At 46.1% G+C, this 17,217-nt stretch carries 9 protein-coding genes; 7 read left to right on the plus strand and 2 right to left on the minus strand.

The features are described 5' to 3' along the window. Positions 1-21 precede the first annotated feature (21 nt). The gene (locus AC23N5_RS29620; RefSeq protein ID WP_487758296.1) at positions 22-3,192 is read left to right on the plus strand and encodes an efflux RND transporter permease subunit; all 3,171 of its coding nucleotides are present in this window, start codon (positions 22-24) and stop codon (positions 3,190-3,192) included. Continuing rightward, positions 3,183-4,613, plus strand: a complete 1,431-nt coding sequence (locus AC23N5_RS29625) for an efflux transporter outer membrane subunit (RefSeq protein WP_487758297.1) — start codon at positions 3,183-3,185, stop codon at positions 4,611-4,613. The genes AC23N5_RS29620 and AC23N5_RS29625 overlap by 10 nt, the downstream gene beginning before the upstream one ends. A 62-nt stretch (positions 4,614-4,675) precedes the next feature. On the opposite strand, the gene AC23N5_RS29630 is transcribed toward AC23N5_RS29625, so the two are convergent. Further along, positions 4,676-6,016 carry a sialidase family protein gene (locus AC23N5_RS29630; protein ID WP_487758298.1) on the minus strand — a complete coding sequence of 447 codons (1,341 nt, stop codon included), beginning with the start codon at positions 6,014-6,016 and terminating at the stop codon, positions 4,676-4,678. Positions 6,017-6,308: 292 nt separating this feature from the next. On the opposite strand from AC23N5_RS29630, the gene AC23N5_RS29635 reads away from it, so the two are divergent. The 5 genes from AC23N5_RS29635 (at position 6,309) to lolA1 (ending at position 14,713) form a co-directional block, all read left to right on the plus strand. Further along, the gene (locus AC23N5_RS29635; RefSeq protein ID WP_487758299.1) at positions 6,309-8,717 is read left to right on the plus strand and encodes a TonB-dependent receptor; all 2,409 of its coding nucleotides are present in this window, start codon (positions 6,309-6,311) and stop codon (positions 8,715-8,717) included. 17 nt (positions 8,718-8,734) lie between these two features. After that, positions 8,735-10,057: a DUF4374 domain-containing protein gene (locus AC23N5_RS29640; protein WP_487758300.1), complete on the plus strand. Its 1,323-nt coding sequence runs from the start codon at positions 8,735-8,737 to the stop codon at positions 10,055-10,057. Positions 10,058-10,156: 99 nt separating this feature from the next. Then, the gene (locus AC23N5_RS29645; protein WP_487758301.1) at positions 10,157-11,218 is read left to right on the plus strand and encodes a quinone-dependent dihydroorotate dehydrogenase; all 1,062 of its coding nucleotides are present in this window, start codon (positions 10,157-10,159) and stop codon (positions 11,216-11,218) included. 171 nt (positions 11,219-11,389) lie between these two features. Continuing rightward, the gene (locus tag AC23N5_RS29650; RefSeq protein WP_487758302.1) at positions 11,390-13,915 is read left to right on the plus strand and encodes an FtsK/SpoIIIE family DNA translocase; all 2,526 of its coding nucleotides are present in this window, start codon (positions 11,390-11,392) and stop codon (positions 13,913-13,915) included. A gap of 168 nt (positions 13,916-14,083) precedes the next feature. Beyond that, positions 14,084-14,713 carry an outer membrane lipoprotein periplasmic chaperone LolA1 gene (lolA1, locus tag AC23N5_RS29655; RefSeq protein WP_183980179.1) on the plus strand — a complete coding sequence of 210 codons (630 nt, stop codon included), beginning with the start codon at positions 14,084-14,086 and terminating at the stop codon, positions 14,711-14,713. A gap of 89 nt (positions 14,714-14,802) precedes the next feature. Here the strand turns inward: lolA1 and AC23N5_RS29660 are convergent, their stop codons facing one another. After that, complete coding sequence (locus AC23N5_RS29660) at positions 14,803-17,205, minus strand: 3-hydroxyacyl-CoA dehydrogenase/enoyl-CoA hydratase family protein (RefSeq protein WP_487758303.1); 2,403 nt, start codon at positions 17,203-17,205, stop codon at positions 14,803-14,805. Between the last annotated feature and the right edge of the window lie 12 nt (positions 17,206-17,217).

Here is a 17,217-nt window from a genome sequence, read left to right on the forward strand (position 1 = left end):
ACAATTCAAACCAAAAAATCCATGTTTAATCAATTCATACATCGACCTGTACTGTCGGTAGTCATCGCCATGATTATCACACTACTGGGTTTATTGATGCTCACCCGACTGCCCATGACGCAGTTCCCGAGCATTGCCCCGCCCGAAGTAAACGTAACCGTCGAATACACGGGAGCCAACGCCGAAACCGTCACAAAAGCCGCCCTTGTCCCGATTGAACGGGCTATCAATGGCGTACCAGGAATGAAATACATGTCGTCGGATGCGGGCAATGATGGGGTAGGCGTAGTACAAGTTATTTTTGAAGTAGGCACCGATCCCGACGTGGCGGCGGTCAACGTCCAAAACCGCGTAGCCGCCGTCATGGGAGAACTTCCCGCGGAGGTGATTCGGAACGGGGTGAAAATAGCCAAAGAGGAAAATGCCATGTTGATGTACCTCAACATCTACAGCCGAGATAGCACCATGGAGGAAAAATTCCTTTACAATTTTGCGGACATCAACGTCTTGGCCGAACTCAAGCGGGTAAAGGGCGTAGGGTACGCCGATATTTTGGGCGCGCGCGAGTACGCCATGCGTATTTGGCTCAAACCCGACAAAATGCTCAATTATGCCATTTCTACAGAAGACGTACTGGAGGCATTGGAAGAACAAAACGTGGAAGCTGCTCCAGGAAAAGTAGGGGAGAGCAACGACAAAACCCCGCAGGCATTGCAGTATGTCATCAAGTACGGCGGCAAGTACAACACGCCCGAAAAGTATGAGAACATTCCCATCAAGTCTAATGCCGATGGGCAGATTTTGCGCATCAAAGACGTCGCCGATGTGGAGTTTGGAACGACGTATTTTGACGTAGAAGCCAAAATCAACGGTCGCCCCACGGCGGCCATCATGCTCAAACAACTCCCAGGCTCGAATGCCAGTGAGGTGATTGCCCAAGTAAAAGAACGAATGGCGACGATCAAAGAGCGGGTTTTCTTGAAAGGAATGGAGTACGAACTTAGCTACGACGTGTCTCGTTTTTTGGATGCGTCCGTTCACGAAGTGGTCAAAACCCTGATTGAAGCCTTTATTTTGGTGGCGTTGGTGGTGTTTTTGTTTTTGCAAGACGTTCGCTCTACGCTCATTCCTACCGTCACGGTGCCTGTGTCGTTGGTAGGGACGTTTTTCTTCATGCAGCTGTTTGGGTTTTCGCTCAACCTCATCACGTTGTTTGCGCTGGTGTTGGCCATCGGAATTGTGATTGACGATGCCATCGTGGTCGTTGAGGCGGTTCATGCAAAGCTAGAAACGGGGAACTATTCTCCCCGAAAAGCCACCGAAAAAGCCATGAAAGAAATCAGTGGGGCTATTATTGCCATTACGTTGGTTATGTCGGCGGTGTTTGTACCTACTTCGTTTATGACGGGCCCCGTGGGGATTTTCTACAAACAATTTTCTCTAACGATGGCCATCGCGATTGTGCTCTCAGGAGTAAGTGCCTTGACGCTGACGCCTGCCCTGTGTGGCTTGTTTTTGAAACATACCCACGCTGAACATCGTAGTCAGGGGTTCTTAGCTCGCTTTTTTGCGGGGTTCAACCGTTGGTACGAAGGGTTGTCGAGTCAATACCAACGCTTGCTTTCGGTCATCGTCAACCGCCGAGTAGTGACGTTGGGAATGCTGCTGGCGTTTTGCGTTGGGACGGGTATATTGGGGAAATTAATTCCGTCAGGTTTTATCCCCAACGAAGACCAAGGTACTTTTTACGTGAGTATTACCACGCCGTCGGGTTCAACCCTCGAACGTACCAAGGCCGTAGTCGATGAAGTACAGCGAGCGTGTCAAAGCCTCGAATCGGTCGAGTCGATTTCTACGTTGGCAGGTACCAATATCCTTTCGGACGGGACAGGAGCTACCTACGGTACGTGCTTAATTAACCTTAAAGATTGGAAAAATCGAAAAGAAACGGTGGACGAAGTAATCGAGCAAGTTACCGAGCGCACCCAACACATCAAAGATGCCCGCCTTGAGTATTTTCCGCCGCCTGCCGTTCCTGGTTATGGCAATGCGAGTGGGTTTGAATTGCGTTTGTTAGACAAAACGGGGAGTGGCGACTTCAAAGCGATGGAAGCCGTTGTCACGCAGTTTATCAAAGACCTCAAAGCCCGTCCCGAAATCGCTTCGGCATTTACCATTTTTGATGCGAGCTTTCCCCAGTACCTGTTGCACATTGATGAAGACAAAGCCGCGCAAAAAGAAGTGACCATCAACAAAGCGATGGGCGCATTGCAGACCCTTCTGGGAAGTGAATATGCCACCAACTTCATCAAGTACGGCCAAATGTACAAAGTAATGGTACAGGCACTTCCGCAGTACCGCGCCAAGCCCGAAGACATCCTCAACCTGTACGTGAAGAATAACAAAGGAGAAATGGTGCCTTTGTCGGCCTTTGTGCGCATCGAACGGGTATATGGGGTTGATCAGGTAACCCGTTACAACATGTACCCTTCGGCAGAGCTAAACGGCGAACCTGCCGAGGGATACAGTAGTGGCAGCGCCATTGAAGCCGTGCAGGCAACGGCACGTGAAAAACTCCCAACGGGTTATGACATTGACTGGGCAGGGATTAGCCGCGACGAAGTGGAAACGGGCAACCAAGCCATTTACATCTTCGCCATTTGTTTGCTGTTCGTGTATTTGTTGTTGGCGGCTCAGTACGAAAGCTTCTTATTGCCGCTACCCGTCGTGTTTTCGCTCCCAACGGGGATTTTTGGAACGTTCTTATTTCTCCACTTTTTGGGGTTAGAGAACAACATTTATGCCCAAATCGCGATGGTAATGCTCATTGGGTTGTTGGGAAAAAATGCCATTCTGATTGTGGAGTTTGCAACGCTTCGTCACCGCGAAGGTGCGACGGTGGTTGAAGCCGCGATTGAGAGTGCAAAAGTGCGCCTTCGACCCATTTTGATGACATCCTTTGCGTTCATTGCGGGATTACTACCACTGATGTTCGCGACGGGTGCGGGAGCTATTGGCAACCGTACCATCGGTACGGCAGCCGCAGGAGGAATGCTGTTTGGGACTGTTTTTGGCGTGATTGTCATTCCTGGACTGTACGTCATTTTTGGCACATTGGCCGAAAAATTGAAAAAAACTACCAAAAAAGAAGAGAAACCACTCACCGAAGAGCGCCTAAAAAAATGGATATAAGACCAAGAAATCTGTTAATCATCCTGCTGTTGGGAGGAATTATTGCGGGATGTAAAGTGCCTCCCATGACTACCCAACGCGAATTTGAACCGCTTCCTACCACATTTGAAAGTAGAACAGATACGGCAAACAGCGCCCAGATTCAATGGCGAGACTATTTTCAAGACAGTACGTTGATTGCGCTGATTGAAACCGCGTTGGTCAATAACTTTGATGCCCTAACCGCCATTCAGCGCATTGAGATGGCGCGTTCGAACGTGAGAGCAACGGAGGGATTGCTCAGACCAACGGTTTGGGGAGGAGGATCAACGGCCCTGCGCCGTTTTGGATTATATACAATGGATGGCGCGGGAAACGCTACTACTGACATTGTGGAGGGGAAAGTTGTTCCAACTCACCTTCCTGATTTTTTTGTAGGCTTGACGGCCTCGTGGGAAGTGGATATTTGGAAAAAACTTCGTACGCAACGAGAAGCTGCCTTGGCGCGGTATTTGGCAAGTGTCGAAGCAAAAAATTGGATTACGACCAATTTGGTGGCGGGCGTTGCCAATGCTTATTATGATTTGTTGGCACTTGACAACGAGCGAGAAATTGTTCGGCAAACCATTGGTTTACAGGAAGAAGCCCTTAAAATTGTAAAAGTGCAAAAACAAGCAGGAGTAGCCAACGAACTGGCCGTAGAACAGTTTGAAGCCCAACTTCTGAATAGTCAACACACAGAAGTAGCTATAGTACAGGCAATTACTGAGACCGAAAATGTCATTCATGGACTGTTGGGGCGCTTTCCCCAGCCAATTATTCGGGATAAAACCCAACTATCGCGAGCGGTCGCGACCCAGATTCAAACGGGAATGCCGTCAGAATTACTCAAAAACCGTCCCGACATTCGAGCGGCTGAGTTAGAACTTATGGCAACTAAAGCCGACTTACTAGCAGCGAGGGCAGCCTTCTTTCCATCGCTTAGCTTAACGGGAATGTTGGGGTTGCAGGCATTTAATCCGAAATTTTTGGTGAGTACGCCTCAGTCGTTGGCTTATTCGGTAGTAGGAAATTTGGCAGGCCCGATTATCAATCGTTCGGCCATTGTCGCGCAGTTCAATGGAGCGCAAGCCGTGCAAATTGAGGCGTTATATAACTACCAAAAGACAATTTTGGATGGGTACATCGAAGTCAATAACCAATTGGCCAACCTACGCAATTTAGCCCAGATGTTTGACCTTAAAAATCGGGAAGCGATGTTACTAACTCGCTCAATAGAAACCTCAAGCAAACTGTATCGCACGGGGAGGGCGTCGTATTTAGAAGTGCTTTTTGCCCAACAAAATGCGTTGCAGGCGAAATTGGTGCTTATCAATACCCAAAAACAGCAGCAACAAACGACCGTTAATCTGTATCGTGCTTTGGGTGGAGGCTGGAAATAAGTGCGCTTACAAAAAAAGCAAGGCCGCAAGCCTTGCTTTTTTTGTAAATAGCCACATTTGTTTTAGTCAACAGTTTGTAATGCGAGGGCTGTTTTCTTATCAGCAGTGACAACTTCGTAGGCGATGAGTACTTTGCCATTGTAGGCTAAACTACTGGCGTTTTGTCCATTGTTGGAGTTGTTAACAGATTGGCTGCCAAGCAACTTTCCGTTATCAACTTTACTGTAAAAAACGCTGGTAGTACCAGCTTCTGAGGTCTGCTCCCATACCCAAACGGCGGTTTTTGCATCGGCAGCGATTGAAGCATTTTTCGCATTGGCATCCAACACTTTTAATAAATTACCCGATGAGTTGGTCAAACGAATGCCCGATTGTCCGTTGCGCGTTCCTGAAAACCAAGTGATGTATTGTTCGGTTTTTGTAGAAGCCGAAGTGGCACCTGAATGTGGGCAGCCTTTGATTTCCCATTTGTCGTTGTACAAAATTTTGGGCGCAGAGAACGTCATTCCGTTGTCTTTTGAGATAATATGCGCCATGTCACGCACGTCGTTGTTGTTGTCGCGATAAACCATGTGCAATGCCCCCGATGGATCCACAACCATGCTAATATTGCAGCAATCACAAACAACTGGGTCAATAAGTCTTTCTGCCTGAAAAACGCCATTTTTTGATACCGCCAAACGCAAATCACGTTCTTCGTGCTTGGTACTTCCTTTTACGTCTTTCAAGTAAGCCACGGCAATTTCATCATTAGGTAACACTACTGCATCGAAAAAGCCACGGATGAGTTTGCTGGTATCGGTATCAACCGACGTGGGGGCTGTCCATGAACTTCCGCCGTCTTTAGAAACTGTAAACCTGATTTCTGAACTACGTTTTGGTCTTGCCTGTGGAGGGGCAGCTTGCGTACCGTGATTGTTATGATTGGCTTCGTGGCTAGGGGTTGCGGGGCGTGGTTCTCGTGGTGGCGTTGCTCCACCTGCACGGTAAGAAAATACAGCTACCATATCCCCATTTTTCTTGAATAATAATTTGGGGCGCATCAAACGGCCAGTTCCTAAACCTGCATCTGCAAAGACCAACTTCTTTTCCCCAAACGTTTTTCCATCTTTTGAAGTAGAAAAATACAGCGAAATGAGGTTTTGAGGGTCTTTTTCTGTCCAATATAAAACCACCTCGCCTTTGCTGTTGGTAGTCAAGGTTGGTAAGGTATAAGACTTGGTTGGATCCAAGGCGATAGGAGCGTCCACAACTAAGTTGGTGGGTCGGTCAGGACTCATTTCTTCATTGAGCAATGGCGTGGCAGCACATACTACAATGTCACGATTCTCTTCTTTGGAACTCATCCCTTTCCAAAAAAGGCTTACGAACAGCAACGAAATTGGAATTAGTAATTTTAACATGGTGTATTTAGACTAATTTTAAATTGCTTACAAAGAAAGTGTATCCCAATTGAAAAGGCAAACACTTTTGCCATTTATGTTGCATCTACACTTCTCGTCAAACAAAAAGAGGGGTAAGAATGTGTTTTTACGAGGCAGTTATATGATTTTATAAAGAAAAAGGGCAAAGTAGCTGGGTTAGTTTTGTTTCTTATTTAGAACGAATCTAGTTTTGTGAATCAAATTAGATTAAATCTAAATTAAAACAAGGTTAAATGTGGATTAAAAAACGCGTATAACCATAAGTAACAATATGAAATTTCCACTTCTTGCGCTGCTACTGGTTTTATTTTCGGTGAGTGTCTCAGCACAAACGGCTACGCTAAAAGGCCGTGTTTATACCAAAGAAAGTGGGGGAGTGAGCCACGCCAATGTAAAGTTAATGCAAAGCAATGCGGTGGTAGCAGCTGATGAAAACGGCTTTTTTGTGCTGAAAAATGTGCCCTACGGGCAGCAAGAATTGGTCATTACGTCGGTTGAAATAGAACCACAACAGGTAAAAGTGACCATAAATAAGCCTCAGACTTCCCTTTCTGTTGCAGCCAAACCCAAAAATTTTGAACTGAACGAAGTGCGGGTGGTTCAAAAATCAGAGAAAAAAGAAATCGAGACTGTAGGTTTTGCCGTGAATGTCGTTGAAACCAAAGAAGTAGCCCAACGAAACGTCCAAACCAATGAATTACTGGATCGAACAGTGGGAATACGGGTTCGGCAGAATGGCGGGTTAGGCTCTGCCGTGAATTATAACCTAAACGGGATGTCGGGAAATTCGGTACGGGTGTTCATTGACGGAATTCCGATTTCTACCTACGGAGAGTCATTTAGCCTAAATAGCATTCCGCCTGCTTTGATTGAACGTGTAGAAGTCTATAAAGGGGTGATTCCAGCGCATTTGGCCGATGATGCCTTGGGGGGAGCCATCAATGTCATTTTGAAAAAAGGCGCAATGAATAATCTCTCTGCCTCCATTTCTTACGGCTCTTTTAATACGTTTCAAACAAACTTCAACGGGACATACCGTAACGAAAAAACGGGCTTTACGGTAAAAGCGTCGGCCTTTCACAATTACTCAGACAACGACTACGAGGTGTGGGGGAAATTTGTGAGAAACATTTTACCCAATGGACGTTACGAATACGTAAGAGCCCGACGTTTCAACGACGCCTATCGTTCCACAGGTGGACAGGTTCAGCTGGGTTTTATGAATGTAAAATGGGCCGATCAATTTTTGATTGGTTACAATGGCTCCGACGATTATAAAGAAGTCCAACATGGGACGTATATGTCTATCCCGTACATGGGGCGCTTCACCGAATCGCAAGCAAATGTCGTGAGTCTCAATTATGTCAAGAAAAACTTCCTGACCCGAGGGCTAGAGTTCAACGTCAATGCCATGTATAGCCAACGCGGGCAAGTGGTGGTCGATACGGTAAAATGGAACTACAATTGGTATGGCCAAATAAGCGTTGGATTGAACGGAAACCCTATTATGCGCCCAACGGGTGCCCAACAGGCAGCTCCAACCATCCTGCACATCGACCGCAATGTGAGTACTTTTCGAGCAGGGCTGAACTATGATTTGAACAAAAACCATCGCTTAGTGCTGAATCATATTTATTATGCCATCGACCGTCGGGAGCAAGATTTTATGCGTTCAGAATTGGAAAGAACTTTTATCGGAACGCGTAACCTCCAAAAAAACATCACATCAGTAGCCTACGAGGCTAAGTTGTTTGAGAATCGGCTGAAAAGCAATCTTTTTGCCAAATTTTATGAGCAAAGCATCGACCGAGTTGACCCTGTATTGCGCTTGGTGGATGGCCAAAATGTGCGTCAAGAAAACCGTGCCAATAGCAGTAAAAAACACACTGGCTATGGATTGGCCATGTCATACACACTTCATCCAAGTTTTATTCTGTTGACTTCGGCTGAGAAAGCTGTGCGTTTGCCGTCTGAAGGGGAAGTGTTTGGTAGTCCAGGTGAAAATATTATCGAGAACTTCGGGATTCGTCCTGAAGTAAGCTACAATTACAATCTCGGCCTAAACGCAGGAAATTTTTATGCAGGAAAACATCGCTATTCTTTCACCGTTTCGGGCTTTATCCGTGATACCCGCGATAAAATTGTGCAGCGCATCAACCCACGCGTAAATGATGCCCTGCAAACCAATCCTTTTGAAAACTTGGGGAAAAACAAGGCGATTGGTTTTGAAGCTGACCTTCATTATTCTTTTGATAACAACCTGCGGGTGGATGTGAACATGTCGAAGTTTAACTCGGTATTTAATGTGCAGTATGATGCCAATGGCCGAGAATATGATTACTACAACCGACAGCTCCCCAACGAGCCGTACTGGACGACCAACGCCAATGTTCAATACACGATAAAGGATTTGTTCAAAAAGAAATCAGCGCTCAATCTCTATTATGGGTTTCGTTTTGTAGAACGATTTTACACTACTTGGTTGATTTTAGACGATTTTCGGACGCCACGCCAGTACATACAAGACTTGGGTGTGAGTTATTCTTTTCCTCAAAATAAATTTGTGGTAAGTGCCGATGTCAAAAATGTATTTGACCAACAAGCCTACGACAACTTTGCGGTACAGAAACCTGGTCGGGCCTTTTATTTGAAGCTTAACTATTTGATTAATAATTTCTAACATTTAATTTATCCACAATGAAACGACAACTAAGAAACGTTTTAGTTTGTACGTCGGTTATCGCGGCATTCACCATTACGAGTTGTGAAAATGCAGGAAGCGGGACGGTTGAACCTGATGAAACCTCAAAAGAGCGTTGGATAACTGTAGCAGGAGCACTTATGGGAACAACGGCGGGTGATGGAAACGGCGGAACGATGGTCTATTCAGTAAGCAAGGAAGATGCTAAAAATCCCAATTTCTCTATTGGGGTTTATGACAATGGGTTTCCTGTAAAATCAACCAGAACCGCTCGTTTACAAGCATCGGAAGATGGCACAACGTTGTTTAATATTGCCTATTCGGGAGACAACGGCGGTGAATTTGCGCGCTATAAAGTCAATGGTTCAGGAAGTTACACCCAAGAAGACGTTACGGTCAATATTTCTCAGTACGCCACTACCACACCACGCTGGTCTAAGTTGTTTGATGGTGATAAAACAGGTATTGCAGTAAACGTGGCTAGTATCGTAGCCAATAACGCGACGGATAAAACCAAACCCTTTGCCTATTACCGAGGTACGGCCACCGTATTGGCGCTTGATTTGCAAAAAGTACTTATCAATGGATACAAACAATACGAGATTCCGCTATCGGCGGAAGAGGAATTGAAAGGTCATACTATTTTTCGCTTAGATGCCCCAGTACTCAACAAAGCACAAAATAAACTCATCATCGGCACGTGGATGCGTAAGTACAACCCTGCGACGGGCGCTATCGAAAGTACCTTCGACCGCTTAGGAAGTAAATCGGTGGTGGTTGACTACCCATCGTTAGAAAACCCTAAAGTCATTACTTCGACTGTAAGCAATGGCGACAACAGCGGCTACCGTAGCCCGAATGCGTTTGTGTCAGAAGATGGCAACATTTACCAAGCTACCCAAAGAGATAGCAAAGGGTCGCATATTTTGCGGATTAACCAAAATAACGAATACGACAATTCGTACGTGTTTAGTTTGGATGCGGCATTAGGCGTAAAAGGTTCGTATGTGGACAGCTGGAAGTATGCTGGCAATGGGATTGCGTACGTACTTTATACCCACGATGGTACCGAACAAGGCTACATTGCCCGGGTGGACTTGAATGCTAAAACTGCCACCAAAGTAAATATAGAATACGATGCTGATCTCAACTTTGCCCAATACCAAGGTATTTTGGTGAGTGGCGATGAGGTGTATGTGGCAGTAACGCCAACGGGTAAAGATGGAAATATCTATATTTTCAACAGCAAAACAGGAGCCGTCACCAAAGGCGCAAAACTGGTAAACAAAGCAGGAAACCACTACATCGGTGTTTTCTAGCCTCTTCTTTTCTTTATTTTAGAAATGTCTGCCTTTTAATCACGTAAGAAGGGCAGACATTTTTCTTTCAAGACGTCGATTTTCCTTACCTTTGTAGCCATGTATAAGTGGCTCATCCTTCCGATTCTCTTCCGTTTTGATGCCGAAAAAGTGCATCATTTTATCTGTGGAACCCTCAAGTTTTTCTTTCAAATTCCTGGCGTTCCGTTTATTTCAAAGCAATTATTCAATTTTGAACATCCTTCGCTAGAGCGAGAAGTGTTTGGATTGAAATTTAAAAATCCAGTAGGACTCGCGGCGGGTTTTGATAAAAATGCAGAATTGGTGGATGAATTGGCCTGCTTAGGCTTTGGCTTTGTGGAAATCGGTACAGTGACGCCCAAACCGCAAGATGGCAACGATAAACCGCGTTTGTTTCGCCTCAAACCCGACCGCGCTATCATCAATCGCATGGGTTTCAACAACCACGGAGCTGCTGCCGCCGCCCAACGCCTGAGAAAGCGCAAAACAACGATTTTGATTGGAGGAAATATTGGTAAAAATAAACTCACTCCCAACGAAGACGCCCTCGACGATTATTTAAAGAGTTTTGATGCTCTCTACGATACCGTTGATTACTTTGTTGTCAACGTGAGCTCGCCCAATACTCCAGGCTTGCGTGACCTGCAAGAAAAAGAGCCATTGATGAAAATCTTGGCGGCGCTCAAGCAAAGAGCAAACGAACTCGCAGGCGACTCATCGCTCACCACTCATCGCTCATCACTCACTGCTAAGCCCATTCTGTTGAAAATCGCGCCCGATTTGACCGATAGCCAGTTGGATGATATTATTGAGATAGTCACCACGACCCAAATCGCGGGTGTCATTGCCACCAACACGACCATTAGCCGCGCCGATTTGAAAACAGATGATGAGTTTGTAAAAAAAATTGGAGCTGGAGGGCTAAGTGGTGCTCCCCTAACGCATCGTTCTACTGAGGTAATTCGTTATCTTTGTGAAAAATCCAATCGGGCTTTTCCCGTCATCGGAGTAGGAGGGATTGCTTCTCCCGAAGACGCCAAAGCAAAATTGGAGGCAGGAGCGAGCCTTGTCCAAATTTATACGGGCTTCATTTACGAAGGCCCCGCCTTGGCAAAGCGCATCTGTCAATCCCTCGTTTAGTGCTTCACATACCCCATTTGTGCGTCAGCACACCTTCATACTGAGTGAGTTGTGTACGGTAGAACGCTTTTGTGCTACGGTCTCAATAACTGTGTCTATTCTTCGTTAGCATTTTTTGATAAAGTAGTAACTCGAAAAGAATTAGTAACGAAACCCTACAACGAGTATCTAATGGCCAAAAACGTTATTCCTCCCAATTCGTCGAAGCAAGATCGCAGGACGACACCACCCCCGCCTACCCCACCCAGCGGAGGAGGCAGGCAAATGAAAATTCCGTTTAATCCAAGCCCGCGCAGCCGTAAAGTTTGGGGTTGGGTATTGTTATTTTTATCGCTTTATATTTTTGGTGCTTTTGTTTGGTACCTATTCACAGGCGCGGCCGACCAGAGTGTGGTCGATTCGGCTTTTACCACCAAAATGCGGGTATCAGTCAAAGAAACCGAAAACATCATGGGCTTTTTTGGGCTCTTGCTTTCACACTTCTTTATTTTCCGCTGGTTTGGAATCGCCGCTTTGGGATTACCGTTTCTACTGTTTTTAATCGGGGTCAAAATCGCGTTTGGACGTGAATTATTGCCTTTGCAGCGCACTACCCAGCTGGTATTGATTTACCTGATGTGGCTTGGGTTGTTTTTTGGCTTCTTCGTGTTTCAGACCGATACGGCTGGCTCGCTTAGTTTTTTGTGCGGTGGGATAGGTTACGAAATCAATGCCCTGCTCAACAAATACATTGGTTTTGGTGGTTTGTTTGTTGTTTTGGGCTTATTAGGGATTATCATGGTTTATTTTCACGGTATTTCTTCTTTTGATGAGTTTGCCGAAATGGTTGAAACCCCCATCAAAAAGCGTGTTCAACCCGTGGATATTGAGGTAGTGTTGGAGGAAAAAGAGGAAGCCGCTGTGCCCAACGAACGCCCTGCCCCAGCAACTCCGCCGAAAGTGGAAACAAAACCAGCAGATGAGCCTGAAGAAAAAGCACAAACGGTTGATTTTACGGCAAATAGTTCAGCCCCTAAAACGCCAAAAGCAGCTCCTAACTTGACGCTTATCGTGGAAAATGCCGATGAAGTGGTGGCAGCAAAAGAAGATAAAACAGACGATATGCCTATTTCGGGGACGACGACCAAGATTCCAGTCGTGCCTTTTTCCGATGCTGACAAAGCAGCGGATGAATTGGTGGAGTTACACGGGCCGTATGACCCTACCCTCGACTTGGCCAATTATAAATATCCTACGCTTGATTTGCTCCATAACCGTGGTGAAGGACAGTCGAAGGTAACGGCAGAGGAATTGGAAGCCAACAAAGACCGCATCGTCGAAACGTTGGCTAATTATGGCATCAGCATCGCGAGCATTAAAGCAACCATCGGGCCGACGGTGACTTTGTACGAAATCATCCCAGAAGCGGGGGTGCGTATCTCTAAAATTAAGAGCCTCGAAGACGATATTGCGCTGAGTTTGGCGGCGTTGGGGATTCGTATCATTGCACCTATGCCAGGCAAAGGAACGATTGGGATTGAAGTACCCAATAAAAACCGTGAAATGGTATCTATTCGGTCGGTATTGGCCAGTAAAAAATTCCAAGAAAGTACGTTTGATTTGCCAGTAGCTTTGGGGAAAACAATCTCCAATGAGTTTTTTATCACCGATTTGGCCAAAATGCCTCACTTGCTGATGGCAGGGGCCACGGGGCAAGGGAAATCGGTGGGGCTAAACGTGCTTTTGGCTTCCTTGATTTACAAAAAACACCCTGCTTTGCTCAAGTTTGTGCTAGTGGATCCTAAAAAGGTAGAATTGACGCTGTTCAACAAAATCGAACGCCACTTTTTAGCCAAACTCCCCAACAGCGAAGAGGCGATTATTACGGACACCAAAAAAGTGGTTTACACGCTCAACTCGCTTTGTATTGAAATGGATACGCGTTACAATTTGCTGAAAGAAGGGGGTGTGAGAAACATCAAAGAATACAATGCTAAGTTTATCCAGCGACAGTTGAGCCCCGAGCGGGGGCACCGCTTTTTGCCCTACATCGTTTTGGTAATTGACGAGTTGGCCGATTTGATGATGACGGCGGGCAAAGAGGTAGAGCAGCCGATTGCTCGTTTGGCGCAGCTGGCGCGGGCGATTGGGATTCACTTGGTGGTAGCCACGCAACGCCCTTCGGTCAACGTCATTACGGGTTTGATTAAGGCCAACTTCCCTGCTCGCCTTTCGTTTAGGGTTACGTCGAAAATTGACTCACGAACGATTTTGGATACGGGTGGTGCCGAACAACTCGTCGGGATGGGAGATATGTTGCTTTCGACAGGCTCAGACATGATTCGTCTTCAGTGTGCCTTTGCCGATACCGACGAGATTGATGAGGTATGTGAATTTATAGGTAGTCAACGTGGGTATCCTTCGGCCTATCATTTACCTGAATTTAGCGGAGATGACGATGAAGGAGGCAAGGAAACGATTGATTTGGCCGACCGCGACCCGATGTTCGATGATGCCGCACGTGTGATTGTGGTGAGTCAGCAAGGAAGTACGTCGCTGATTCAGCGTAAACTAAAGCTAGGGTACAATCGCGCAGGTCGTATCATGGATCAACTCGAAGCCGCAGGAATCGTCGGGCCATTTGAAGGCAGCAAAGCCCGTGAAGTGTTGATAAACGACATAGCCACGCTGGAGCAAATGCTCAAAAACATGGGGTAGTGCCTTTTTGTCTCGACGGATGCTAGGCTTCTATCGACCAACAAATATTGAACACTTCGGTACTTGTTGTAACTTTGCTCAATCAAGTTTGGTTATATAGGCGTGCTGTTTTAAACGTTTTCGTTGGAAAGCCGTCTATATAGCATCTTTAACAAAAACAGATATTAAATGAGAAAAGCCCTAGTTGCAATGGCTCTTTTGGGGAGCCTTTTCGCAAATGCTCAAAATGACAAACGCGCTGCGACCATTTTGGATGCAATGAGCAATAAGTACAAGACGATGACGTCGTTCAAGGTTGCGTTTACATACATCAATGAAGGAACGAAAGAAACCCTAAAAGGAGATGCCACCGTGAAGGGAACGAAGTTTCGTTTGAAGATGGCGGGTCAAGAGATTTTCAATGATGGAAAAATCATGACTACCTACATCAAAGAAAGCAACGAAGCGACTGTTAATAACTACGACCCGAAAGAAGCGGGAGATATTGACCCAACGAAGGTATATACGATTTACAAAAAAGGGTACAAATACACCTTCTTGGAAGAAGTAACTGAAGCGGGAAAAGCCTATGAAGTAGTGGAGCTTACACCCGAGAAAAAAGACTCGAAAGTGGCCAAACTCCAAATCAAAGTTGATAAAAAAGACAAGTCAGTGAAAAGTTGGAAAATCTTTCAACGCAGCGGGCAACGTCTTGGTTTTAAGGTAGATAGTTTTGTGCCAAACGTAAAGGTAGATGATAAGTCATTTGCCTTTGACGCTTCAAAATACAAAGGAGTAGAAGTAATTGACTTGCGATAAGCAAGAATAAGATTCGGCTTTTAGACCCTCCAAGTTTCAAAAACTTGGAGGGTCTTTTTGTTAGCAAAAGCTTTTAGGGGCATTAACGATTAGTTCCGAGGAGGTTTTCCACCCGTAAGTAGTCCTTGAATACGTTCTAACGTTTTCTTCTCACCCGTCAACGACAAGAAAGCTTCACGCTCTAGGTCGAGGAGGTATTGCTCGGTCACGTTTTGAGGATAACTCAAGTCACCCCCACAAATGACGTAGGCCAATTTATCGGCGATTTTGGCGTCGTGGTCAGAGATGTAATTTGCCATGCGCATACTTCCGATTCCCGCTTTAAACAAAGCCAAGCCTGTTTTTCCCTGTACTTTGATGTCGGTGCGGTGTTTCGGTTGCGTGTAACCGTTTTCGGCCAAATCCACTGCTGCTTGTTTGGCTTCGGCAATCAAGCGACTGCGATTGAGTACAATTTGGTCGCGGTCGGCTTTGATGTAATTCATTTCCACGGCCTCTTGCGCTGAGGTCGAAACCTTCGCTTGCGCGATGTTCATAAAGGCCGTTTGTAAAATGTTTAACTCAGGGTCGCCCGTTTTATATAAATCCGAGCAGCGAAGGGCCATTTCTTTAGTACCACCTCCCGCAGGAATCAATCCGACTCCGAGTTCTACCAAGCCCATATACGTTTCGGCGTGGGCCACAACTTTGTCGGAATGTAAGTTTAATTCGCAACCACCTCCAAGTGCCAACGAGTGAGCCGCCGTTACGACAGGAATTGACGAGTAGCGCGCGCGCATCATCGTTTGTTGGAACTGCGCAATCATGAGGTTGATTTCGTCGTATTCTTGCTCAATCGCAAACATAAACAACATGGCCAAGTTGGCTCCCGCTGAGAAAGCTTCATTGGAGTCATTTCCAACGACCAACCCACGGAAATCTTTTTCGGCAATGGCATACGCGCGATTAAGCCCTTCGACTACCTCGGCACCGAAGGTATTCATTTTTGAATGAAATTCGACGCCCGCAATGCCGTCGCCGAGGTCGTAAATCGACGCTCCAGCGTTTTTCCAGATGATATTTTGTGATTTATTTTCAAGAATGATAAACGACTCTTGGCCTGGAATGGCTTTGTACGATTTAGATGGAATGTCGTAGTACAGTTTTTTCCCGTCTTGTACTTTGTAGAACGTTTCATTCCCTGCTTCTAGCATCTCATATACCCACGGAGCAGGATTGAGCTGAAGCGACTCCATGATGCCGACCATGTTTTTCACTCCGATGGCATCCCACGTGGTAAAGAGCCCCATTTCCCAACCAAAACCCGCACAAATGGCTTGGTCGATGCGGTAAAGTTCATCCGAGATTTCGGGGATACGGTTAGAAGCATAACGGAAACCGCTCGCAAACGTACGACGATAAAACTCACCCGCTTTGTCGGTGCCTTTTAATAAAATGCCAAAACGTTTTTTGAGGTCGTCGATGGCCTTGGTTTTTTCAAGGGTTTCAAACTTCACTTTCACCGATGGTTTGTATTCCAACGTGTTTAAGTCAAGCGCCAAAATGAGCGTTTTTCCTTTTTCGTCTTTTGATTTTTTATAGAAACCTTGGCCAGTTTTGTCACCCAACCACTTGTTTTCCATTAATTTGGCCATAATTGGCGGAAGCTCAAAGGCCGCTCTCGACTCGTCGTGCTGCATCTGCACGAGGTTGTTACAAACGTTGACGGTCGTATCCAAACCTACCACGTCTGACAAACGGAACGTACCTGACTTGGGGCGACCTACCACAGGGCCTGTCAATTTATCAACTTCTTCAACCGTAAGACCCATTTCGGCTGCCACGCGGATTGTTTCTACAAGGGCATGAATTCCGAGACGGTTGGCAATAAAGCCAGGGGTATCTTTACACAGTACGGTAGTTTTGCCCAAATACAAGTCTCCGTAGTGCATCAAGAAATCGAGGATAGACTTGTCGGTTTGGGGACCTGGAATTACCTCGAATAATTTGAGGTAACGAGGAGGGTTAAAAAAGTGCGTTCCGCAAAAATGTTTCTGAAAATCATCGCTGCGGCCTTCCGACATCAAATGAATCGGAATCCCCGACGTATTTGACGTAATGAGCGTTCCAGGCTTGCGAAGCGCATCTACTTTTTCAAACAACGACCGTTTTATGTCCAAACGCTCCACAATCGCTTCCAACACCCAGTCGTAGTTTTTGATTTCGGCGAGGTTATCGTCAAAATTACCAAGTTTGACCCGACTCGCAAATTTGGCACTGTACAAGGCCGCAGGGCTGGCTTTGAGGGTATTTTGGAACGCGTCGTTCACAATACGGTTACGAACCGCAGGGTGTTCGAGCGTCAAACCTTTGGCTTGCTCGGCCGCGTTGAGTTCTTTGGGAACAATGTCTAACAACAATACTTCTACGCCGATGTTGGCAAAGTGGCACGCAATACGCGACCCCATGATGCCTGAGCCTAACACGGCTACTTTCTTAATGCTACGGTTCATTGTATCTAAATC

Source organism: Runella sp. R5_40 (assembly GCF_057652295.1).

Coding starts and splice junctions, on each gene's coding strand:
- AC23N5_RS29640 (WP_487758300.1), top strand. CDS start 8,735: ATGAAACGACAACTAAGAAACGTTTTAGTTTGTACGTCGGTTATCGCG.
- AC23N5_RS29645 (WP_487758301.1), top strand. CDS start 10,157: ATGTATAAGTGGCTCATCCTTCCGATTCTCTTCCGTTTTGATGCCGAA.
- AC23N5_RS29630 (WP_487758298.1), bottom strand. CDS start 6,016: ATGTTAAAATTACTAATTCCAATTTCGTTGCTGTTCGTAAGCCTTTTT.
- AC23N5_RS29660 (WP_487758303.1), bottom strand. CDS start 17,205: ATGAACCGTAGCATTAAGAAAGTAGCCGTGTTAGGCTCAGGCATCATG.
- AC23N5_RS29635 (WP_487758299.1), top strand. CDS start 6,309: ATGAAATTTCCACTTCTTGCGCTGCTACTGGTTTTATTTTCGGTGAGT.
- AC23N5_RS29625 (WP_487758297.1), top strand. CDS start 3,183: ATGGATATAAGACCAAGAAATCTGTTAATCATCCTGCTGTTGGGAGGA.
- lolA1 (WP_183980179.1), top strand. CDS start 14,084: ATGAGAAAAGCCCTAGTTGCAATGGCTCTTTTGGGGAGCCTTTTCGCA.
- AC23N5_RS29620 (WP_487758296.1), top strand. CDS start 22: ATGTTTAATCAATTCATACATCGACCTGTACTGTCGGTAGTCATCGCC.
- AC23N5_RS29650 (WP_487758302.1), top strand. CDS start 11,390: ATGGCCAAAAACGTTATTCCTCCCAATTCGTCGAAGCAAGATCGCAGG.